Source organism: Mesorhizobium sp. B2-1-1 (assembly GCF_006442975.2).
Classification (GTDB): domain Bacteria; phylum Pseudomonadota; class Alphaproteobacteria; order Rhizobiales; family Rhizobiaceae; genus Mesorhizobium.
In genome coordinates, this window is record NZ_CP083954.1 from 4,513,925 (window position 1) to 4,535,702 (window position 21,778).

The window sequence follows — 21,778 nt, forward strand, 5'->3', positions numbered from 1 at the left end:
TTTCTACCCTCCCAAGTTACCCGGTCTCGACATGGCTTGTTCCGCGACCAGTTCAAGCATGATCGTCGACAGCGGCGGCAAGAGCATCGTTGCGGAGATGCCCCCTTCCTCCGCCCGCGCTTCGACGGCGCCGCCATTGCCCTTGCCGGATCCGCCATATTCGGAAGCGTCCGTGTTGATGATCTCGCGCCATGTGCCGGCTTTCGGCAGCGGCACGCGGTAGTTGTCGCGCGGCACCGGCGTGAAATTGGAGATGATCGCGACCGGATTGCCTCCCGGCGCGCTGCGCAGCCAGGCGAAGACGGAATTCTGGCTGTCGTCGACGATCAGCCAGGAAAAGCCTTCCGGCTCGCAGTCGCGGCCGTGCAGCGCCGGTCGCGAGCGGTAGAGATAGTTGAGGTCGCGCACCACCTGCCAGACACCGCGATGCGAGCGGAAATCGAGAAGATTCCAGTCGAGCGCGCGCGCCTCGCTCCATTCGCGGCGCTGCGCGAACTCCTGGCCCATGAACAGCAGCTTCTTGCCGGGGTAGCCCCACATGAAAGCGTAGTAGGCGCGCAATGTCGCGAATTTCTGCCAGTCGTCGCCGGCCATCTTGCCAAGCAGCGTGCCTTTGCCGTGCACGACCTCGTCATGCGAGAGCGGCAGCACGAAATTCTCCGAGAAGGCATAGACTAGGCCGAAGGTAAGGTCGTTGTGGTGGTGTTTGCGGAAGATCGGCTCCTTGGAGAAATACTCCAGCGTGTCGTGCATGAAGCCCATGTTCCACTTGAAGCCGAAGCCCAGCCCGCCTTCATGGACCGGCGCCGAGACCTTCGGCCACGAGGTCGATTCCTCGGCGATGGTCATGACGCCCGGATGATGGCCGTAGAGCTCCTTGTTCATCTTTTGCAGGAAGCTGACCGCCTCGAGGTTCTCGCGGCCGCCCTTCTCGTTGGGGATCCATTCGCCTGCCTTGCGCGAATAATCGAGGTAGAGCATCGAGGCGACCGCGTCGACGCGCAGACCGTCGACATGGTATTTCTCGGCCCAGAACAACGCGTTGTTGACCAGGAACGACACCACCTCGCGGCGGCCGAAATTGTAGATCGCGGTGTTCCAGTCGGGATGAAAGCCCTGGCGCGGATCGGCATGCTCGTAGAGCGCAGTGCCGTCGAAATGGACAAGGCCGTGCTCGTCGACCGGAAAATGCGCCGGCACCCAGTCGAGGATGACGCCGACGCCGGCACGGTGGGCGCCGTCGACAAAGCGGGCAAAGCCGGCCGGGTCGCCAAAGCGGGCCGATGGCGCATAGAGGCCTGTCGTCTGGTAGCCCCAGGAGGGATCATAGGGATGTTCGGAGATCGGCATGAACTCGATGTGGGTGAAGCCGGTCTCGACGACATAGGGGATCAGCCGGTCGGCCAGTTCATCCCATGACAGAAACGTTCCATCGTCGCGAAGCTGCCAGGAGCCGGCATGGACCTCGTAGATGGAGATGGCCTCGCGCCGCGGATCGGCATTGCGCCAGAAACTGCGATGCGCCTCGTCGCCCCATTGATGGGCGGGCGACGCAGCGGTCACCGACGCGGTCGCCGGGCGCAGTTCGGACTTGAAGGCAAACGGATCGGCCTTCAGCGGCAATCTTACGCCATCGGGGCCGATGATCTCGTACTTGTAGGGCCTGCCGGCGCCGATATCGGGGATGAATACCTCCCAGATGCCGGTGTCGCGGCGGTCGCGCATCGAATGGCGGCGGCCGTCCCAGTCGTTGAAATCGCCGACCACCGAGACGCGCCTTGCATTGGGGGCCCAGACGGCGAAATGCACGCCGGTGGCGCCTTCGTGCTCGATGACATGCGCGCCGAGCTTGTCGAACAGCCTCAGATGCGAGCCCTCGGCAATGTAGTAATCGTCCATCGGACCGAGCACCGGGCCGAAAGAATAGGGATCCGTCAACCACCAGTCGCCCCCGGCATTCCTGGCGTGATAGCGCAATGGCTGGCGCTTCTTGATCGACAGCTTGCCTTCGAAAAAGCCGCCATCGTCACGCCTGGACAGTTCACCAGCAATCATGCCGGTCAGCTTATAGGCGGTGACGAACTCCGCATGCGGAACGAAACAGCGGGCAAACAGGTTCTTGCCCACCTCATGGACGCCGAGGACCGCAAACGGATTGCCGTGCGTGCCGGCGACAATCGCCGCGACATCGCTGGCCGGGGCCGATCCGTCCGGCCCGCTTGTCGCAGCGGTCGCGCGCGGTTTCCTCATCGGGCAGTGTCCCTCCCCGGGCACCAAATGTTTGTTTTAAGGTATAAATTCGGCGTTCGAACTCACACCCGGACTACATCGTTCGTGGCCTCATGCAATCACATCAGGCAGGTACGTTCCAGATGTCTTTCGCGTATTGGCGGATCGTGCGATCGGAAGAGAACCAGCCGACGCGCGCGACGTTGCGGATTGCCTTGGCGTACCAGTCCGGACTGTTGCGCCAGACGGCGTCGACGTCTCGTTGGCAAGCGGCATAGGCGTCGAAATCCGCCGCGACCATGAACCAGTCGCTGTCGTAGAGACCATTGATGAGATCGCGGTAGCGGTTGGGATCATCGGGCGAAAAGACGCCCGATGAAACGGCCGCGAGCGCCTGCGACAGTTCGGGCGATGCCTTGATGACGCCACGCGGATCGTAGCCATTGTTGCGGCGCTCGGCGACCTCCGCCGTGGTCAGGCCGAAGATGAAGATGTTGTCGTCGCCGACGCACTCCTTGATTTCGACATTGGCGCCGTCGAGCGTGCCAATGGTCAGCGCGCCGTTCAGCGCGAACTTCATGTTGCCGGTGCCCGAAGCCTCCATGCCGGCGGTCGAGATCTGCTCGGAAAGGTCGGCGGCCGGCATCATGATCTCGGCGAGGCTGACATTGTAGTTCGGCACGAACACCACCTTGAGCAAGCCGCGAACGGCCGGATCGCGGTTGATGACCCTGGCAACGTCGTTGGCCAGTTTGATGATCAGCTTGGCATTGTGGTAGCTGGGCGCCGCCTTGCCGCCGAAGAATTTCACGCGCGGCATCCAGTCGCGCTCCGGATGCGAGCGGATCTGGTCGTAGAGCGCGACCGCCTCGAGGATGTTCAGGAGTTGGCGCTTGTATTCGTGGATGCGCTTGACCTGGATGTCGAACAGCGCCGAGGGATCAAGCCGGATGCCGAGCCGGTCGGCGACGAGATTGGCCAACTTCACCTTGTTCTGCCGCTTCACGCCGGCGAATTTTTCGCGGAAAGCGGTATCGTCGGCAAAGGCATCGAGCCCCTTGATGGCCTCGATATCATCCAGGAAGCGGTCGCCGATCGCCTCGCGGGCGAGTGCGGTCAGACCTGGGTTGCACTGGATCAGCCAGCGCCGCGGCGTGATGCCGTTGGTCTTGTTGTTGATGCGGTCGGGGTAGAGTGTGTGCAGGTCGGCGAACACCGTTTCCTTCATCAGCTCGGTATGCAGCGCCGAGACGCCGTTGATCGAATGCGAGCCGACGAAGGCGAGATTGCCCATGCGCACACGGCGGTCGCCATTCTCCTGGATCAGCGAGATGCGGCTGATCTGCTCGCCGGAGAACTGATTGGTGGCGCGCGCCTCGAGCAGCACCTGCGCATTGATGGCGTAGACGATCTGCATATGGCGCGGCAAAAGCCGCTCGAACAGCGGCACCGGCCAGCTTTCCAGCGCCTCCGGCAGCAGCGTGTGGTTGGTATAGCCGAAGGTGCGTTTGGTGGTGTCCCAGGCCTGGTCGAAATCCATACCGTGGACGTCCATCAGGAGGCGCATCAGCTCCGGCACGGCGATCGCCGGATGGGTGTCGTTGAGGTGGATTGCCGCCTTGTCGGGCAGCGACTTCAGGTCGCCATATTGGCTGAGATGCCGCTGCACGATGTCCTGCAAAGAGGCGGTGGAGAAAAAATATTCCTGCCGCAGCCTGAGTTCCTGCCCTGCCATGTGGGAATCGGCGGGATAGAGCACGCGCGACAACGCGTCGGCCTTGTTGCTTTCGGCGAGTGCGCCGATGTGGTCGCCAGCATTGAACTTGTCGAGCAGGATCGGATCGACCGGCATGCCCGACCAAAGCCGCAAGGTGTTGACGCGGTTCCCCCGCCAGCCGACGACGGGTGTGTCGTAGGCGACGGCCAGCACATGCTCGGTCGGCTTCCAGACATGGCGTTCCAGCCGGCCATCCCTGGTGGTGACCGATTCCACCGAGCCGCCGAACCCGACCTCGAACGACCGTTCGCGGCGTTCGAACTCCCAGGGATTGCCGTGATCGAGCCAGGTCTCGGGCAATTCCACCTGCCAGCCGTCATGGATCTCCTGGCGGAACATGCCGTTGGCGTAGCGGATACCGTAGCCATGCGCGGGAATATCGACGGTGGCCATGCTTTCCATGAAGCAGGCGGCGAGCCGGCCGAGGCCGCCATTGCCAAGTGCTGCATCCGGCTCAAGCGTGGCGATGAGGTCGAGTTCCACACCCAGCGACGACAACGCCTCGCGCATGTTCTCCATCAGGCCGAGATTGGAGAAGGCGTCACGCATCAGGCGGCCGATGAGGAACTCCAGCGAGAGGTAATAGACGCGCTTTTCCTGCTGGGCGTAGGCCTCTTTCGTCGCCTGCATCCAGCGATCGACGATGCGGTCGCGCACGACCTTGATCGAGGCGGTCAGCCAATCGTACTGGGTGGCGACGGTGGTGTCCTTGCCGACCCTGTATTTGAGGGCCATCAAGACTTCTCTTGCGAGCGTCTTAGGGTCGGGATTTTCAAGCAGTGGCGGGAGGGGATCGGATGTCATCGTGCGTGTCATGCTGCCTCTCGTGCGGTTGCCACGATCATACCGGCTTTCATCATTCATCCCAGCCCATGCTACCGCATTGCAGCAAACGTTCAATCGATTTAAATAAGCCGGAGGTGACTTACCCAGCGGCAATTTGGCAGTTCAGGCCGCCAGCGCCGCCTCCGGCGGCGTCTTTGCCCCGGTCATGAAGGCGACGGCATCGGACATTGTATGTTGTTTGGGATCGATGACGCACAGCCGACGACCCAGCCGATGGATGTGGATGCGGTCTGCCACTTCGAAGACATGCGGCATGTTGTGCGAGATCAGCACGATCGGCAGGCCGCGCTTCTTCACGTCGAGGATGAGTTCCAGCACGCGGCGGCTTTCCTTGACGCCAAGTGCTGCCGTCGGCTCGTCCATGATGACCATCTTGGAGCCGAAAGCGGCGGCGCGCGCCACTGCCACGCCCTGGCGCTGGCCGCCCGACAGCGTCTCCACCGCCTGGCTGATGTTCTGGATGGTCATCAGGCCGAGTTCAGTCAGCTTGTCGCGGGCGCGCTTTTCCATCGCCGGACGGTCGAGCATGCGAAGCCATTGGCCGACAAAGCCGGGCTTGCGGATCTCGCGGCCGAGAAACATGTTGTCGGCGATCGACAGCGCCGGGGACAGCGCCAGGTTCTGGTAGACGGTCTCGATGCCGGCTTCGCGAGCCTCCATGGGCGACTTGAAGGCGACCGGTTTGCCCTCAAGCCGGATTTCGCCTTCATCGGGCACCACAGCGCCTGAAATCGCCTTGATGAGCGACGACTTGCCGGCGCCGTTGTCACCGATAACAGCGAGGATTTCGCCGGGGTAGAGGTCGAAATCGGCATTGTCCAAGGCGGTGACGCGGCCGTAGCGCTTGACCAGTCCACGAGCGGTGAGGATAGGGTCCTGGGTCATGCCGAAACCTTTCTGATCCATTGATCGACCGCCACGGCGCCGATGATCAGCACGCCGGTGAGCAGCACCTTCCATTGCGGATCGGCACCCAGCATGTTGAGGCCCATGGAGACGACACCGACGATCATCGCGCCGAACAGCGTGCCAAGGATCGAGCCGCGGCCGCCGAAAAGAGAAATACCGCCGATCACCGTGGCGGTGATCGCCTGCAGATTGTAGTCGGTCACGGCGGCCGACGGCGAGATCGACCCATTGCGGCCGATGGAGACCCAGGCGGCGAAAGCGGCGATCAGCCCGGCCAGGGTATAGACCGTCATGAGCACCTTCTTGGTCTGGATACCCGACAGTTTCGCCGCCTCCTGGTCGTCGCCGACGGCGTAGACATGGCGGCCCCATGCCGTGTGATTGAGCACGTACCAAAGGAGCAGCACGAGCGCGACCATCGCAATCACGCCGGCCGTCAGCACAGCGGTGCCGACCTTGAAGCTGAGCGCGAACAGATGCAGCAGCGGCGCCTGAACGTCGACGTCGGTGTCGCGGATCGTCTCATTGGCCGAATAAATGAAGTTCGTCGCCATGACGATGTTCCAGGTGCCGAGTGTCACGATGAATGGCGGCAGTTTCATGTAGGCGACAAGCACCCCGTTGAGCAGCCCGCAGGCAGCACCCGCGGCAAGTCCGATCGCTACGGCAAGGACGCTCGGCAGGCCGTAGCTGACGGCGCAATTGCCCATGATCACGGCCGAAATCACCATGATGACGCCAATCGAAAGGTCGATGCCGGCGGTGAGGATGACCAGGGTCTGGGCGGCACCCAAAATGCCGACGATGGCGATCTGCTGCAGGATCAGCGTCAGCGTGTAGGACGAGAAGAAACGCCCGCCAATGGTGAGGCCGAACACGATGATCGCCAGGACCAGAACGATCAGCGGCACCGCGGCTGGCGTCGAATGCAGAAAATGCTGGATGCGTCTGACCGCCGATTTATGCTCGTCAAACGCGGCAACGCTCGTGTCGCTGCCTGAGAGAACCTTCTCGAATTCCTGAGCTTGAGACATGTTTCCTCCCCGTAGGGTATCAGCCACGCGGCGACACCCGTCCACGCCTTTCCGGTCTCCTGCCGGGATTGTTCGCGGTCACGCGACCATCGTCCACCCGAAGCGGCCGGGGATCAAGTCCGGCCGCTCCGTTTTTCGTTGCCAGTCAGACCGGCATCAGCCCCAGCACTTGGCGAGGCCTTCCTTGGTGTCGATGGACTTCACGCCATTGGCCGGCTTGTCGGTCACCAGATTGACGCCGGTGTCGAAGAAGTTCTTGCCTTCGGTCGGCTTCGGCTTGGTGCCGTCCTTGGCGAAGTTGGCGATGGCCTCGATGCCGAGCGCCGCCATCTGCAGCGGATATTGCTGCGATGTCGCGCCGATGACGCCTTCGGCCACCGACTTCACGCCGGGGCAGCCGCCATCAACGGAGACGATCAGCACCTGGCTTTCCAGGCCGACGGCCTTGAGCGCCTGATAGGCGCCGACCGCGGCCGGCTCGTTGATGGTGTGGATGACGTTGATGGTGTTGTCCTTCTGCAGAAGGTTCTCCATCGCCTTGCGGCCGCCCTCCTCATTGCCGTTGGTGACGTCATGGCCGACGATGCGCGCGTCATCCTCGTCGCCGATCTTGTTAGGATCCTTCACGTCGATGCCGTAGCCCATCATGAAGCCCTGGTCGCGCAGCACGTCCACGGTCGGTTGCGAGGGGGTCAGGTCGAGAAAGCCGATCTTGGCGTCCTTGGCCTTGTCGCCGAGCGTCGCGGCGGCCCAGGCGCCGATCAGCTTGCCGGCCTCCAAATTGTCGGTGGCAAAGGTCGCGTCGGCGGCGTCGATCGGATCGAGCGGCGTGTCGAGCGCGATCACCAGCAGGCCGGCGTCACGCGCCTTCTTCACGGTCGGCACGATGCCCTTGGTGTCGGACGCGGTAATGAGGATGCCCTTGGCGCCGTCGGCGATGCAGCTCTCGATCGCCGCGACCTGGCTTTCGCTGTCGCCGTCGATCTTGCCGGCATAAGTCTTGAGGTCGACACCAAGCTCCTTGGCCTTGGCGGTCGCACCCTCCTTCATCTTGACAAAGAAGGGATTGGTGTCGGTCTTGGTGATCAGGCAGGCGCCGACACCGGCCGCGGATGCGGACGAGGCGAATGCCATCAGGCCCAGAGCGGCCGCCGCAAAAACGGTGGACTTCAACAGTTTTGTATTGGTCACGATTTTCCTCCCAGTGGAACATTCCGGATGCCGGCCAACCGGCATCCGTACGGCATCCAAGCAACCTCTCCCGGTGGGATGCCTGCCTCAAATGACACCAGACCAATCTCTCTGTCAATAATTAAATCACTCTTATTTATTATTGACAGCCTTGCGCCGTTCGCACATTCTGTTCCAAAAGCCTCGAGGGGAAATGACGGGAGGAACAGGGGTGGAGACGGCCACTGCCAGGCATGGTTCGCCCGAGGCGAATGAGAGCCTTATTCACCGTGGTACCAACCAGAGCGGCATGCGGGACCACAATGAGCGGCTGGTGCTGTCGCTGGTGCGCCAGCATGGCAGCCTGGCGAAGTCCGACATCGCCCGCATGACCGGACTGTCGGCGCAAACCGTCTCCGTGATCATGCGCGAGCTCGAGGAGGAAAGCTTGCTGCTGCGGCAGGCGCCGCTGCGCGGCAAGATCGGCCAGCCCTCCATCCCCATGGCGCTCAATCCCGAAGGCGCGTTCTTCATCGGCCTGAAGATCGGCCGCCGCAGCGCCGAACTCGTGCTGATCGATTTCCTCGGCAATGTACGTTCGATGCTGCAGCATTCCTACCGCTACCCTGCCCCGCGCGAGACGGTGGAATTCGTCACATCAGGCATGAAGAAGATGCGTGGCGAGCTTTCGCCCGCGCAGGACAAACGCATAGCGGGACTCGGCATCGCCATGCCGTTCGAGCTCTGGAACTGGGCCGATACCGCCGGCGCGCCGCGCGACGTCATGGACGAATGGCGCCATCGCGATATCCGCGCCGACATCCAGGCGCAATGCGATTTTCCGGTCTATCTGCAGAACGACGCCACTTCGGCCTGCGGCGCGGAACTGGTCTTCGGCCAGGCAGGCGCCCCGCGTGATTTCGTCTATTTCTATATCGGCGCCTTTGCCGGCGGCGGCATCGTCCTCAACGGGCGGCTCTTTGGCGGCCCGACCGGCAACGCCGGCGCGCTGGGCTCCATGCCGGTGCCCGGACCGGAGGGAAAGCCGACCCAATTGATCGACGTGGCTTCGATCGCCATGCTCGAAAAAGCGCTCAATGCACGTGGCGTCGAGGCTTCGCATCTGTGGACGTCGCCCGAGGACTGGGGCGAGATCGGCGCCGAGCTCGACGACTGGATTACAAACGCCTCGCGGGCGCTCGCCTATGCCATCGTCGCGGCATCGTCCGTCATCGACTTCGAGGCGGCGGTGATCGACGGCTGGATGCCGACGCAGGTGCGCCGCAGGCTGGTCGACGCCGTCATCGCAACCATCGACACGGTCGATGCCGAGGGATTGAAACTGCCAAACGTCCGCGAAGGCACCGTCGGTATTCACGCGCGCGCTCTCGGGGGCGCCAGCCTGCCACTATCCGAGCGCTTCCTGATCGGTTCGACCACGATTTCCAGGAGCATCTGAATGCTGATCGGAATTCCGGCGCTGCTCGGTCCGGAGCTTCTGGCGATCCTGCGTGCGATGGGGCATGGCGACGAAATCGCCCTGGTCGATGGAAACTACCCGGCCGAAGAGCAGGCAAAGCGGCTGGTGCGGGCCGACGGCCACCATCTCATTCCGGTGCTGGACGCCATATTGAGCGTGCTGCCCGTCGATGACGTCGTGCCGGAGGCGCTGTTTCGCGCCTCGGCCAAGGGCGACCCCTCGCTCGCCGATCCCGTGCATCATGAAATCGAAGTGCTGTGTGCAAAACGCGCGCCCGGGCGCAAGGTGGTTGCGCTGGCCGGTGCCGACTTCTATGCACGCGTCAGGGCCGCGCACGCCATCGTCGCGACCAGCGAACCCAGGCTCTACGCCAACATCATCATCCGCAAGGGCGTGATCCATCCGCCGGAGACGACAAGACAATGATCCTTTGCTGCGGCGAGGCCCTGATCGATATGCTGCCGCGCACGACGACGGAGGGAGAACGGGCCTTCGCACCCTATGTCGGCGGCGCGGTGTTCAACACCGCCATTGCGCTCGGCCGGCTGGGCGCTCCTGCCAGCTTCTTCTCGGGCCTGTCGTCGGACCTGTTCGGCGGCCAGCTCCGCGAAGCGCTCGGGGCGAGCAAGGTCAGTTCCACCTATGCGCACACTTCGCCCCGGCCGACGACGCTCGCCTTCGTGCGGCTGAACGATGGCCAGGCAACCTACACTTTCTACGACGAGAACACCGCCGGGCGCATGCTGACCGGCGAGGATCTGCCGCAACTTGGTCCGGAGATCGAGGCCATGCTGTTCGGCGCCATCAGCCTTATTTCGGACCCGGCGGGGGCCGCCTACGAGGAATTGATGAAGCGCGAGCATGGTCGTCGCGTCATGATGCTCGACCCCAACATCCGGCCGAACTTCATCCCGGACAAGGCAAAGCATCTGAAGCGTATCCGCGAGATGATGGCGATGGCCGATATCGTGAAACTCTCGGATGAAGATCTTCACTGGTTCGACGAAGCCGGCTCGCACGAGGACGTCGTGCGCAACTGGCTCGACCGCGGACCCAAGCTGATCGTCGTCACCCATGGCAGCGAAGGCGCCGTCGGCTACACCAGGGACCACACGGTCAGCGTAACGCCGCGAAAAGTCGAGGTGGTCGATACGGTCGGCGCCGGTGATACGTTCAATGCCGGCATCCTCGCCTCGCTGCATGAGCAGGGCCGGCTAACGAAAGCGGCGATTTCAGGCCTTTCCGAGGACGCCATCCGTGCGGCCCTGACACTCGGCGCCAAAGCGGCGGCGGTGACGGTATCGCGGGCCGGCGCCAATCCGCCCTGGCGCCATGAGATCGCCTGAGTGGCGCGCCAGAGGAAACGAATCCAAATTAACAGGTTCCTTGGAACCTTCGCCGGCGCGCTGTTGATGAGGCAGTAAAGAAAACCCGCCTGTGCGGCGGGTCCTTGGCGCAACTCAGCACCATAGGCAGATATGTAGCACAGTTGCCTTCACCCCGTCAAGAAAAAATTCCTATCTTCGGATAGTTGCCGCACTGCGGACTGGCCGTTCTCAGGCCTTGGCTGACCCAAGTTCGGGCCGTGGTAAGGCCCAACATGGATTGAGCCGGCCGATCACTTTATGTTTAGCAGGGTCGACTCTGGGGTTATAAGGCCGTAATTGCGCCGCACGAATCCCGGATTTCCGGCGTCCGGCTGACCGACACCGAAAAATGCGGTAACAGACTGCCACGACCGGGCAATTTGTCGCTCCGCGCGCCCGGCTTTCTCGGCAGGCGCAATTCTGGTACCAGCGGGTCGAGGCCAGACCGCCCGGTTAAAATCGTTTGAGGACGACATGCAGTTCATCGATCTTGGCGCACAGCGCGAACGAATCCGCGACCGGCTGAAGGCCGCGGTCGACCATGTCGTCGAGGACGGCCGCTATATCCTCGGTCCCCAGGTAGCCGAATTCGAGAAAAAGCTCGCCGCCTATGTCGGCGTCAAGCACGTCGTGGCCTGCGCCAACGGCACCGACGCACTGCTTTTGCCGCTGTTCGCCGCCGGGATCGGCCCGGGCGATGCCGTGTTCGTTCCGAGCTTCACCTTTGCCGCCACGGCGGAAGTGGTGGCGCTGGCCAAGGCCGAGCCGGTTTTCGTCGACGTCGATCCCAAGACCTACAACATCGACATCGCCAGCCTCGAGGCGGCGATCACGATGATCAAGAAAGAAGGCCGGCTGAAGCCCAGGGCGATCATTCCGGTCGACCTCTTCGGCCTTGCCGCCGACTACGATGCCATCATGGCGATCGCCCACCGAGAAGGCCTGATGGTGATCGAGGATGCCGCCCAATCGATGGGCGGTTCGGCGGACGGCAAGATGTGCGGGTCGTTAGGCACGGTCGGCTCGACCAGTTTCTATCCGGCGAAGCCGCTCGGCTGCTACGGCGACGGCGGAGCGATGTTCACCAACGACGACGCCTTGGCCGACAAGCTGCGCTCCTTCGCCTTCCACGGCAAGGGCGAGACGCAATATGACAACATCCGGGTCGGCATCAATTCACGGCTCGACACGCTGCAGGCCGCGATCCTGATCGAAAAGCTCGCCATTCTCGAGGACGAGATGGTTGCCCGGCAAATGGTGGCGAACCGTTATGCCGAAGGGCTTGCTGATGTCGTCACGGCAGCCCGCAACCTGGACGGCAGCCGCTCGGCCTGGGCGCAATACGCCATCGAGACGCCCAAGCGCGACGGGCTGAAGGCTCATCTCGGCGAAAAAGGCATTCCGTCGGTCATCTACTATGTGAAGCCGCTGCACGAGCAGATCGCCTATCGCGACTATCCGAGAACGCCGACCGGCCTTGCCGTATCCGAGCAATTGCCCAAGCGCATCCTGTGCCTGCCGATGCATCCCTATCTCAGCGAAGCCGATCAGGACCGGATCATCGAGACGATCCGCAACTATATCGGATCGAACTCGGCGCAGGCCGCGGCCGAGTAACCAGCCGGCTTCAGGCGGAGCTTGCCCCTGCCCTGCCGCTGGCGATGAAATGCGGATTGGCAAAATCCGCATCGCCGCCCTGGTCTCGCTTGCCATACATCAAGGGCTGTCCATCCAACGTGCGCGTGATGCCGCCCGCGGCGCGCAGCACGGCATCGCCGGCTGCGGTATCCCACTCCATGGTACGACCGAAGCGCGGATAAATGTCTGCCTCGCCATTGGCGACCAGACAGAATTTCAGCGACGAGCCGACAGAGACGATCTCGGCGATGCCTAGGTCACGAATATAGGCTTCGGTTTCGGGCGTGTTGTGGGAGCGGCTCGCAACCACCGCCAGCGGCGTCGCAGCCGCCCTCACCGAAATCGGCCGGCGAGAGACGATGCGGAAGTCGCCATCTATTTCGAGGAATTCCGCCTTGCCCGGCAGCCCGGAAAAGAACCGGCCCGTGCAGGGCGCGAAAACGACGCCGACTTCCGGCACGCCGTGGCGGACAAGCGCGATGTTGACGGTGAAATCGGTGCGGCGATTGACGAATTCCTTGGTGCCGTCCAGCGGATCGATCAGGAAGAAAGCCCCGTCCAGGTCCGGCGGCACGATGCCGGCGGATGCTTCCTCCTCGGCCACGCAGGGAATGTCGGGAAAGGCCGCACGCAATCCGGCCAGAATGATCTTCTCGCTCTCGCGGTCCGCCTCGGTCACCGGCGAGGAATCTGATTTCTGGTCGACCGCGCAGCCGGCGTGGAACACACGCATGACCTCGCGGCCGGCCGCCAAAGCGAGCCCCTCGAAAATTTCGAGCATCGACCTGTCGTCAGATGCCGCCGCCATTGTCGTATTGGTCTTCGGCAATGTCACGCTCGTTCAGCCAGTGTTCCAGGGCATCTACCATCTCCTCGGCCGATTTGCCGAGCGTCTTCAGATGGATTTCCGGTTTTTCCGGCGCTTCGTAAGGCGAGTCGACACCGGTGAAATTCTTGATCTCGCCATTGAGCGCGCGGGCGTAGAGGCCTTTCGGGTCACGCCTGGCGCATTCCTCGAACGGCGTGTCGACGAACACTTCGACGAACTCGCCTTCGGCCATCAATTCGCGGGCCATGCGCCGCTCGGCGCTGAAAGGCGAAATGAAGGAAACGATGACGATCAGCCCTGCATCGGCCATGAGGCGGGCCACTTCGGCGACGCGGCGGATGTTTTCGACGCGGTCGGCGTCGGTAAAGCCGAGATCGCGGTTGAGGCCGTGGCGGACATTGTCGCCGTCGAGAATGTAGGTATGGCGCCCGGAGGCAAACAGCTTCTTCTCGAACAGGTTGGCGATGGTCGATTTGCCCGAGCTCGACAGCCCGGTGAACCAGAACACGGCGGGCCGCTGGTTCTTGATGTCGGCACGTACCCGCTTGCCGACATCGAGCGATTGCCAATGGATGTTCTCGGCACGGCGCAGCGAATGCAGGATCATGCCGGCGCCGACCGTGGCGTTGCTGATGCGGTCGATCAGGATGAACGCGCCGGTTGTACGGTTCTCGGCGAAGGTGTCGAAAGCGATCGGCGTGCGCGTCGAGATGTTGCAGATGCCCACTTCGTTCATCTCGAGCGACTTGGCAGCTTCACGGGCAAAGTCATTGACATTGACCCGATATTTCAAATCGGTGACGGTAGCGCTGGTCTGGTCGGTCTCGGTGCGCAGGATATAGGAGCGGCCCGGCAGCAGCGCATGTTCGTCGAACCAGACGATGTTGGCGGCGAACTGGTCGGCGACCTGCGGGCGTGCGGCAGGCGCCACCAGCATGTTGCCCCTGGAAATCTCGACCTCGTCATCGAGGACAAGCGTGATGGCCTGGCCGGCCACGGCCTGGGCGAGGTCGCCACCCTGCGCGACGATGCGCCTGACGCGGGAGGATTTGCCCGATTTGGCGACGACGACCTCGTCGCCTTGCGAGATCGCGCCCGAGGCGATCGTTCCGGCGAAGCCGCGAAAATCGAGATTGGGGCGGTTGACGTACTGCACCGGAAAACGGAACGGTAACTCGGCCGCGGCCTCGTCGACCGAAACGGTTTCGAGATGTTCGATCAGCGTCGGGCCGGAATACCATTCCATCCTGTCGGAGCGGCCGGTGACGTTGTCGCCGTAGCGCGCCGACATCGGGATCGGCACGATGGTCTCAAAGCCGAGATCGCGCGAAAACTGCTGATAGTCCTGCGTGATCCGGTCGAAGACCGCCCGATCGAAATCGACGAGATCGATCTTGTTGACGGCTAGCACGATATGGCGGATGCCGAGCAGCGAGGCGATGATCGAGTGGCGCCTGGTCTGGCGCAGCACGCCTTGCCGCGCATCGATCAGCACGATTGCCAGGTCGGCGGTGGACGCGCCGGTCGCCATGTTACGCGTGTACTGCTCGTGGCCGGGCGTGTCGGCGACAATGAATTTGCGCTTTGGCGTGGCGAAGAAGCGATAGGCGACGTCGATGGTGATGCCTTGCTCGCGCTCGGCTTCGAGACCGTCGACCAGCAGTGCGAAATCGATGTCGTCGCCGGTCGTGCCGTGCTTGCGCGAATCGCGTTCGAGCGCGGCAAGCTGGTCCTCGAAAATCTGCTTGGTGTCGGAGAGCAGACGGCCGATCAGCGTCGACTTGCCATCGTCGACGGAGCCGCAGGTGAGGAAGCGCAGCAGCGACTTCTTCTCCTGCGCCGCCAGATAATCGCGGACGCCGTCGGTAGGTGCGAGGCTCTTTGCCATGATGTGGCGCATGGTCAGAAATACCCCTCGCGCTTCTTCTTTTCCATCGAGCCGGCTTCGTCCCGGTCGATCAGGCGGCCCTGCCGTTCGGAGGTGCGCGCGGTCAGCATCTCGCCGACGATAGCTTCCAGCGTGTCTGCTTCCGATTCGATGGCGCCGGTCAGCGGGTAGCAGCCGAGCGTGCGGAAGCGCACCAGCCGATTCTCGATCGCCTCACCGGGGCGCAATTTCATGCGATCGTCGTCCTTGAGGATGAGCATGCCATCGCGTTCCACGACCGGCCGCTGCTTGGCGAAATAGAGCGGCACGATCGGGATGTTCTCCTGCAGGATGTACTGCCAGATGTCGAGCTCGGTCCAGTTGGACAGCGGAAAGACGCGGATCGATTCACCCGTGGCGATGCGGGTGTTGAAGATCTTCCACATTTCGGGACGCTGGTTCTTCGGATCCCAGACATGCTGGGCGTTGCGGAAGGAAAAGATGCGCTCCTTGGCGCGCGATTTTTCCTCGTCGCGGCGGGCGCCGCCAAAGGCGGCATCGAAACCGTATTTGTCGAGCGCCTGGCGCAGCGCCACGGTCTTCATCACATGGGTGTGCGTGTTCGAGCCATGATCGAAGGGATTGATGTTGTCGCGCACGCCATCCTGGTTGACGTGAACCAGGAGATCGAAACCGAGTTTTTGCGCCATCTGATCGCGAAAGGCGATCATCTCGCGAAATTTCCAGGTTGTGTCGACATGAAGGAACGGAAAGGGCGGCTTGGCGGGATAGAATGCCTTCATCGCCAGGTGCATCAGCACGGACGAATCCTTGCCTACGGAATAGAGCATGACCGGCTTGGCGAAGGCGGCCGCGACTTCACGGAATATGTGGATTGACTCGGCCTCAAGCCGCTGCAGGTGCGTAAGCGCTGTTGTCATGGCCTGTCTAGCGTTCTCTCGTGCCTTCCGACAGAAGACCTGGCATCAAATCATCGGGCTTCCCGCCCGGTTCAAGCTTGCTTCTGGACAATGTTATTCTTCCGGGCGTTCTAGCAGATCGCCGCTGCCCAGAACAATGCAAGACGCGCCTGGCAAGGAGTGGTTCGGGAATGAATTTTCCATCCATGCGTCAAAATGCGGAAATTCCTGCTTGTCACGCCGCCGGCTGAGAAAATGCGGGGGAAAAAATTGCTTGATGAAAAGCACGCAGTCTTCGCCGCGCCCAAATCCGATCGTCTGCCAGCGACTACCGATTTTCGGTGGCAATCGGCCTTGATGCACTTTCAGAAAAAGACCCAAGCCGCTATACCGGCCCCTGAAAGCGGGCAGATGCACGATGCGACACGGGCAATTTCGGCAGGGCTATGTTCGCCGCCGTCAGACAATCCGCCGTGTGAAGCGTCCGAGAATGGTGAGCCGCCCTTGAGCCAGCTTTCATCGATAAGACGGCAGTTCTCGCCCGCGCGGATCAATATCTATTTTTCCATCGCTTGCTTCTTTTTTCCACCGGTCCTGGGGTCTGTGGTGAGCTTCGTGTTCAACGGCGGCGGCCTGTGGTCGGTTCTTTTGATCGCCTCGAAAAAGAGGCGCTTCAACATCGACCGGGCGATGATGGCGCTCACGATCGCGATCTATGCCTATTGCGCGGCAAATCTCCTGGCTTCGCTCGCCAATAACGCAATTGTCAGGGATGCGCCGCATCTGATCCCGCTCGTCACCTTCCTGTTTTTCCCCCTCTCCTATTCAACCTGGAGCATTACGCAGAAAACAACCCTTGTCCGGATCATAATCCTCAGCAGCATGGCCGCCTGTTTCGTCGCGCTGCTGTTGGCGATCATCCAGCAATATTGGATCGGGATGAGGGCGGAGGGCGGAGCGGGAAATGCGATCGTGTTCGCCACGGTCGTCTGCCTTGCAGTGATGGCCTGCGTGGCCGGTGCCCTGTCGGGCATCGAAAGGCACAAGAGTGCGCTGATCTGCGCAGCGCTCGGCGGAACGATCGCCATCATCTATTCCGGCACGCGTATCATCTGGCTGGCGCTGCTGATTTCCGGCATTGCCGTGCTGTTGATCAACCAGCATTGGCTGAAAGGGAAGAATGCCGTCCGTCTGCTGCTTCTGCTGGCGGCGATCGGCGTCGCGGTCGCCGTTATCGGCTTCCATACGATATCCGACAGATTTGATTTTCTGCGCTCTGATTGGGACGCGCTTGGGGCGCACGGCAATTCCGACACCTCGCTTGGAATACGTGTTGCCCTCTGGGACATCGGCCTGAAGGCATTCCGCGACATGCCCTTGTTCGGACACGGAGTGGGCGCCAACCAGCTCTTGATCAGGCAGGGCTTCCAAGACCTGTTCGCGAAAACGGCAGGTTTCAATCATTTCCACAATGGCTTCCTGACGGCATTGGTACAGGCGGGCATCCTGGGCGCCGTGACTTTGGCGGCGATCTTTGTCGTCGCCGGCAGAAACGCCGCCCTGGTCCTGCGCAACAGCGCCGACCCGATCGAGCGCTTTGGCGCCACCATGGTCGTCGTCATGGTGATCACCTACCTGACGGCTGGGATGACAGGCATCCTGATCGGCCAAGACATCCTGGATTCGGTGTTCATGGTCTTCCTGGTATCCGGGACCTATCTTGCGTCGGGACGTCAGGCCCCGTTGCCGGAAGAGATGCCGCTTCCGCCAGTCACGCAATAGCGGCTCCGGGCAAGGCAATGAAGGTCTTGGTCACAGGCGCATCGGGCTTCATCGGACGCCTTGTCGTGCAAAGGCTTTGCGAGGCAGGGGTGGAGGTTCGCCTCGCCTCGCGCTACCCAGAAAGGCTCGCTTCGGGCAGCGACATCGTTGGCTTGCCGCGTTTCGATGCGCCGGCCAAGGACTTCCTTGCCGTCACCCGTGACGTCACGGACGTCGTTCACTGCGCCGGCTTGAACAATGATCAAGGCGAGGCCACCGAAGCCGACTACCGAGCAGCCAACGCGGAACTGAGCGCGCGGCTGGCGCATGCGGCCGCCATGCAGGCAAGCGGACGTTTCATCCAACTGTCATCGGTCCGGGCCGTGATCGGCGCCCGCGTCAGCGCAACGATCGACGAGCATACGGTCCCCGATCCGCAATGCGCCTACGGGTGCTCGAAACGCGAGGGCGAGATCAGGGTCCTGGACGCCTATGCATCGCACGGCCGCGCCGACGCCGCCGTGCTGCGCCTGCCTGCCGCCTACGCAAGCGGCATGAAGGGCAATCTGGCAATGCTGATGCGCCTGGCCGATACAAGCCTGCCGCTGCCGACGGGTGTACTGACGGGAACCCGCTCGCTGGTGTCGGCCGACGCAGCCGCGCAAGCCGTGCGGCATTTGTTGGCTCATCCGGGGCCGCTCAGCCCTGCCTATATAGCCAGCGACGTGCCTCCGGTGTCGGTGGCAGCCGTCGTAAGCGCCTTCCGTAAGGGACTTGGGCGGCCGGTGCGCCTGGCTGCCGTACCGGCCAGCCTGATGCGGATGGCCGCGGTGGCGCTAGGCAAGCGGGCGTTTTGGGAAAGCATGACGGCGACACAGATATGCGACCCTTCCCTGCTCGTCTCGCAGGGCTGGCTGCCGGAAACAGCGACGCTTGATCGTCTAAGCGAAATCGCGGCGCGCAGCAGGCAAGCTCAACCTGGATAAATCGTCGCGATCAGGATGCGAAGATCAAGGCCGATCGAGGCGACCTTGAGATAGTCGGCATCGGTTTCGGCCAATAGGGCCGGGTCCGACATGTCGATGCCCTTGACCTGAGCCAGGCCGGTGATGCCGGGAAGCGCCGATGAAACGCCCAGCCGTCGGCGGCACTCGATCAGCTCGGTTTGCGTCGGCAGACAGGGACGCGGTCCGACCAAGCTCATCTCGCCCTTCAGAACATTCCAGAACTGCGGCAGCTCATCGAGCTTGAACTTCCGCAGGGTCTTTCCGGCCGGCGTCACGGCATTCGCCGGCGCCTCGTGCGAAGGCAAGGATGGCGTGCCGACATACATCGTGCGCAATTTGTGACAGCGAAAGAGCACGCCATCGCGGCCAACCCGCGTTTGAGAAAAGATGGCCGGACCGGGCGACGATATACGAACAGCCAGGACAGCGAGCGCCAGGACGGGTGAAGTGACCAGGAGCAGCAGCGCCGCGCCGGCAAGATCGAAGATTTGCTTGGCTGTCTTCATGAACCGCCGATAGTGCTCGTTGCCAAAACCAAAGACGAAAATACGAATCCGCTCGACGTAGCATGAGGCTATCGCTCGACCAAGCTCGACCCCTCGCCTGCTCGGGTGCGCCCGCAGAGGAATGCCAGCCAGCGCCCCAGGGTCCCGAAGGTCCGCCGATAAATGCCGCTCTTGCGCAGACTGCTCAAGCGCCGAAGAAGGCCAGGGTCTTTTGAAGCATCAGTTCGCCTGCCCGGCCGCTTTCGGGATCACGGCCTCGGGCACGTCCCCTCTTACCTTCTTGGTATGGTCAAGACCCGCAAGCACCGCGAGCGAGGATGCCTTGTCCTGGCTCTTCACGGATTGCTGCAGGGCCGCAAGCGCCGCCTGGACATCGGACCATTCCGCGACATCGGTGCTCAGGCCAAAAATCTTGGAAATGCCGAGTTCGACCAGCTCCTCATCCTCACCATGCAACGTTTCATGGAGTTTTTCACCGGGCCGGATTCCGGTGAAGCGAATGGGGATGTCCGTGTATGGGCTTTTTCCGGACATGCGGATCATCGTCTCGGCAACTTCGAGGATCGGCACCGGTTTGCCCATGTCGAGCATGTAGACGGCGTAGTCGTCGCCGGCTTTCCGCGAGGCGGCATCGGCAGCCGACATGATGACGAGGTCGACGGCTTCGGCCACGGTCATGAAATAGCGCGTCATGCGCCGGTCGGTTATGGTGACCGGACCTCCGGCCTCGATCTGCGCCTGGAATATGGTTGCGACCGAGCCATTGCTGCCAAAGACATTGCCGAACCGAACGGCTATGAACTTGGTGGCGGGGCGCCGCGCGCCGGGCTCGCCGGCGGGCGTTTCATGCAAGGCGCTGACGATCTGTTCGGCCGCGCGCTTCGTCAGGCCCAGCACGGATGTCGGGTCCACGGCCTTGTCGCTCGAAACAAGCACGAATTGCTTGACGCCGCATTTGGCGGCAACCTCGGCACAGACAAGCGTTCCGAAGACATTGGTCTGGATGGCCGAATCCCAGTTTTCCTCGAGCAAAGGCACATGCTTCAGTGCCGCGGCGTGGAAAACGATGTCCGGCTTGAACTCGGTGACGACACGCGTCATCTGGCGCCGGTCGGCGACATCGACAATGCGGACCTTGAGGCGGTCGTGGTCCTTCTCTTCGACATATTGGCTCAACTGGAAAATGCCGAACTCGGAATTATCGGCAACCAGCACCGCCTCCGCGCCCAGTTCCAGTGACCTCTTGACCAGGGTGCGGCCGATGGAACCGGCGCCGCCGGTGACCAGGACGCGCTTGCCGCCGACGAAGGCCCCGATCCGTTCGATGTCGGACGGAACCGTGGGGCGGCGCAGGATCGTTTCCATCTCGACCTCGTCGAGAACGAGCTTTCCTTCCTGGCCAAGCTGCGAAAGCCCCGAGAACTGCACCACCGCTATGTCGCCTTGCCGGGCAACACGGACGAGCTCCGAATACTCCTCGATCTCATGTTCGGCGCCGCTGCCGAAAATCAGCAGGTCCAGGCTTGTCGTACCCTTGGCGTATTCTTCCAGCACCTCGATCAGGCGGGGGCGGGTGGCCACGACGGGAACGCCCTGGATCCGAGTGCCCTGCGGAACACCGTGTTCAATCGCCATAATCCCTGCAATTGAATACTCTACAGGCTGCGTCGTGCGCGTGAAACGGATGATTACGTCGGCCTCGCTCAGCTTGCCGACAAACACCGCTCTCTTGGTCGAAGCTTTGCCGCGACTCAGAATGCGCCAGCTCGCGCCGTCGCGAAAGAACCGGTAGAAAATCCGGGGCGCCGAGATGATCGTGAAAGAAACCAGGAAGAAGACGATGAACTGGCGCTCATTGAGGCCCGCCACCGGCTGAAAGGAACGAACAAAAAGCGAAACACAGTAAAGGACGATGGTCAGTATTGCGCAGCCCTTCAGGATGTTGAAGAAATCCGGCGTCGAGGCGAAGCGCCACACAGTATTGTAGAGGCCGCAATATCTGAATAACAGATGACTAAGAATAATGATGCTCGCCCAGCAAGCGAAACCCGCAGGAGAGAACGCTTCGAACGAAAGCCTCGACTGCGATAAAGTCAGGCTAAGCGCCACCGCCACCAGAACCATGGCGATGTCTTGAATCATGATGATGGCGCGACGCATTGTGGGCCGGAGTCCGGGTACAGCTTCTACATAGGATTTCATCGGACGGTACTGAACTCCAGGCGCGAAGACTTCAATACTAAAGTGGCTCTAGAGCGAATACCATCCGTCACCGGCGGCTTCTTTTTAGTACCAAATCTTCGGCCCCCGCCGCGTGTATCGCATAGCGTGGACTTGAAATCATCGCCAGAGATTTTTTCATAGGTTGGCGGGTGAAGAGAAAGTCCGTTTGATCAAGATCTTGCACATCAACTGCAAAGAGCCCTAGAGTCCGACAG

16 protein-coding genes are annotated in these 21,778 nt (G+C 62.0%); 6 read left to right on the forward strand and 10 right to left on the reverse strand.

What is annotated here, in order from left to right; all coding sequences use genetic code 11:
• Positions 1–3 precede the first annotated feature (3 nt).
• The 5 genes from glgB to FJ972_RS22280 form a co-directional block, all read right to left on the reverse strand.
• Positions 4–2,250 (reverse strand): 1,4-alpha-glucan branching protein GlgB, encoded by a 2,247-nt coding sequence (gene glgB, locus FJ972_RS22260; protein WP_140520759.1) that lies wholly within the window; start codon positions 2,248–2,250, stop codon positions 4–6.
• Between the two features lie 103 nt (positions 2,251–2,353).
• The gene (locus FJ972_RS22265; protein WP_140520760.1) at positions 2,354–4,822 is read right to left on the reverse strand and encodes a glycogen/starch/alpha-glucan phosphorylase; all 2,469 of its coding nucleotides are present in this window, start codon (positions 4,820–4,822) and stop codon (positions 2,354–2,356) included.
• A gap of 132 nt (positions 4,823–4,954) precedes the next feature.
• A complete protein-coding gene (locus FJ972_RS22270) occupies positions 4,955–5,737 on the reverse strand; it encodes an ATP-binding cassette domain-containing protein (RefSeq protein ID WP_140495053.1) in 783 nt (260 codons plus the stop codon).
• Positions 5,734–6,795, reverse strand: coding sequence for an ABC transporter permease (locus tag FJ972_RS22275; RefSeq protein ID WP_140494823.1), 1,062 nt, complete (start codon positions 6,793–6,795; stop codon positions 5,734–5,736). Before FJ972_RS22275 ends, FJ972_RS22270 begins: the two co-directional genes overlap by 4 nt.
• A 156-nt stretch (positions 6,796–6,951) precedes the next feature.
• A complete protein-coding gene (locus tag FJ972_RS22280) occupies positions 6,952–7,929 on the reverse strand; it encodes a sugar ABC transporter substrate-binding protein (RefSeq protein WP_404927863.1) in 978 nt (325 codons plus the stop codon).
• Between the two features lie 268 nt (positions 7,930–8,197).
• Between FJ972_RS22280 and FJ972_RS22285 the strand changes: the two genes are divergently transcribed.
• From FJ972_RS22285 to FJ972_RS22300, 4 genes are all read left to right on the forward strand, one after another.
• Complete coding sequence (locus FJ972_RS22285) at positions 8,198–9,424, forward strand: ROK family transcriptional regulator (protein ID WP_140520761.1); 1,227 nt, start codon at positions 8,198–8,200, stop codon at positions 9,422–9,424.
• Positions 9,425–9,871, forward strand: coding sequence for an RbsD/FucU family protein (locus FJ972_RS22290; RefSeq protein ID WP_140514913.1), 447 nt, complete (start codon positions 9,425–9,427; stop codon positions 9,869–9,871). It begins immediately after the preceding gene.
• Positions 9,868–10,791, forward strand: coding sequence for a carbohydrate kinase family protein (locus FJ972_RS22295; protein ID WP_140494831.1), 924 nt, complete (start codon positions 9,868–9,870; stop codon positions 10,789–10,791). Before FJ972_RS22290 ends, FJ972_RS22295 begins: the two co-directional genes overlap by 4 nt.
• 495 nt (positions 10,792–11,286) lie before the next feature.
• The gene (locus FJ972_RS22300) at positions 11,287–12,429 is read left to right on the forward strand and encodes a DegT/DnrJ/EryC1/StrS family aminotransferase (protein ID WP_140520762.1); all 1,143 of its coding nucleotides are present in this window, start codon (positions 11,287–11,289) and stop codon (positions 12,427–12,429) included.
• A gap of 10 nt (positions 12,430–12,439) precedes the next feature.
• On the opposite strand, the gene cysQ is transcribed toward FJ972_RS22300, so the two are convergent.
• The 3 genes from cysQ to cysD are packed head-to-tail and all read right to left on the reverse strand — an operon-like array spanning position 12,440 to position 16,087.
• Positions 12,440–13,231 carry a 3'(2'),5'-bisphosphate nucleotidase CysQ gene (cysQ, locus tag FJ972_RS22305; RefSeq protein WP_181165144.1) on the reverse strand — a complete coding sequence of 264 codons (792 nt, stop codon included), beginning with the start codon at positions 13,229–13,231 and terminating at the stop codon, positions 12,440–12,442.
• 10 nt (positions 13,232–13,241) lie between these two features.
• Positions 13,242–15,179, reverse strand: a complete 1,938-nt coding sequence (gene cysN / locus FJ972_RS22310; protein WP_181173447.1) for a sulfate adenylyltransferase subunit CysN — start codon at positions 15,177–15,179, stop codon at positions 13,242–13,244.
• 2 nt (positions 15,180–15,181) lie between these two features.
• The gene (cysD, locus tag FJ972_RS22315) at positions 15,182–16,087 is read right to left on the reverse strand and encodes a sulfate adenylyltransferase subunit CysD (RefSeq protein WP_140494839.1); all 906 of its coding nucleotides are present in this window, start codon (positions 16,085–16,087) and stop codon (positions 15,182–15,184) included.
• Between the two features lie 483 nt (positions 16,088–16,570).
• Here cysD and FJ972_RS22320 point away from each other — a divergent pair, with 483 nt between their 5' ends.
• The gene (locus tag FJ972_RS22320) at positions 16,571–17,848 is read left to right on the forward strand and encodes an O-antigen ligase family protein (RefSeq protein WP_140520960.1); all 1,278 of its coding nucleotides are present in this window, start codon (positions 16,571–16,573) and stop codon (positions 17,846–17,848) included.
• Positions 17,849–17,865: 17 nt separating this feature from the next.
• Complete coding sequence (locus tag FJ972_RS22325) at positions 17,866–18,813, forward strand: NAD-dependent epimerase/dehydratase family protein (RefSeq protein ID WP_140520765.1); 948 nt, start codon at positions 17,866–17,868, stop codon at positions 18,811–18,813.
• On the opposite strand, the gene FJ972_RS22330 is transcribed toward FJ972_RS22325, so the two are convergent.
• Entirely contained in the window at positions 18,801–19,340 is a 540-nt protein-coding gene (locus tag FJ972_RS22330; RefSeq protein WP_140520766.1) for a sugar transferase, read from the reverse strand. The two genes, FJ972_RS22325 and FJ972_RS22330, sit on opposite strands and share 13 nt — an antisense overlap.
• A gap of 219 nt (positions 19,341–19,559) precedes the next feature.
• Entirely contained in the window at positions 19,560–21,542 is a 1,983-nt protein-coding gene (locus FJ972_RS22335) for a nucleoside-diphosphate sugar epimerase/dehydratase (RefSeq protein WP_181165146.1), read from the reverse strand.
• Positions 21,543–21,778 lie beyond the last annotated feature (236 nt).

Excerpts from the sequence above, each read along its gene's own strand:
- FJ972_RS22270 (WP_140495053.1), bottom strand. The coding sequence starts at position 5,737 with ATGACCCAGGACCCTATCCTCACCGCTCGTGGACTGGTCAAGCGCTAC.
- cysD (WP_140494839.1), bottom strand. The coding sequence starts at position 16,087 with ATGACAACAGCGCTTACGCACCTGCAGCGGCTTGAGGCCGAGTCAATC.
- FJ972_RS22330 (WP_140520766.1), bottom strand. The coding sequence starts at position 19,340 with ATGAAGACAGCCAAGCAAATCTTCGATCTTGCCGGCGCGGCGCTGCTG.
- FJ972_RS22325 (WP_140520765.1), top strand. The coding sequence starts at position 17,866 with ATGAAGGTCTTGGTCACAGGCGCATCGGGCTTCATCGGACGCCTTGTC.
- glgB (WP_140520759.1), bottom strand. The coding sequence starts at position 2,250 with ATGAGGAAACCGCGCGCGACCGCTGCGACAAGCGGGCCGGACGGATCG.
- FJ972_RS22335 (WP_181165146.1), bottom strand. The coding sequence starts at position 21,542 with ATGAAATCCTATGTAGAAGCTGTACCCGGACTCCGGCCCACAATGCGT.
- FJ972_RS22290 (WP_140514913.1), top strand. The coding sequence starts at position 9,425 with ATGCTGATCGGAATTCCGGCGCTGCTCGGTCCGGAGCTTCTGGCGATC.
- FJ972_RS22280 (WP_404927863.1), bottom strand. The coding sequence starts at position 7,929 with ATGGCATTCGCCTCGTCCGCATCCGCGGCCGGTGTCGGCGCCTGCCTG.
- FJ972_RS22295 (WP_140494831.1), top strand. The coding sequence starts at position 9,868 with ATGATCCTTTGCTGCGGCGAGGCCCTGATCGATATGCTGCCGCGCACG.
- FJ972_RS22265 (WP_140520760.1), bottom strand. The coding sequence starts at position 4,822 with ATGACACGCACGATGACATCCGATCCCCTCCCGCCACTGCTTGAAAAT.
- cysN (WP_181173447.1), bottom strand. The coding sequence starts at position 15,179 with ATGCGCCACATCATGGCAAAGAGCCTCGCACCTACCGACGGCGTCCGC.
- FJ972_RS22275 (WP_140494823.1), bottom strand. The coding sequence starts at position 6,795 with ATGTCTCAAGCTCAGGAATTCGAGAAGGTTCTCTCAGGCAGCGACACG.
- FJ972_RS22300 (WP_140520762.1), top strand. The coding sequence starts at position 11,287 with ATGCAGTTCATCGATCTTGGCGCACAGCGCGAACGAATCCGCGACCGG.
- cysQ (WP_181165144.1), bottom strand. The coding sequence starts at position 13,231 with ATGCTCGAAATTTTCGAGGGGCTCGCTTTGGCGGCCGGCCGCGAGGTC.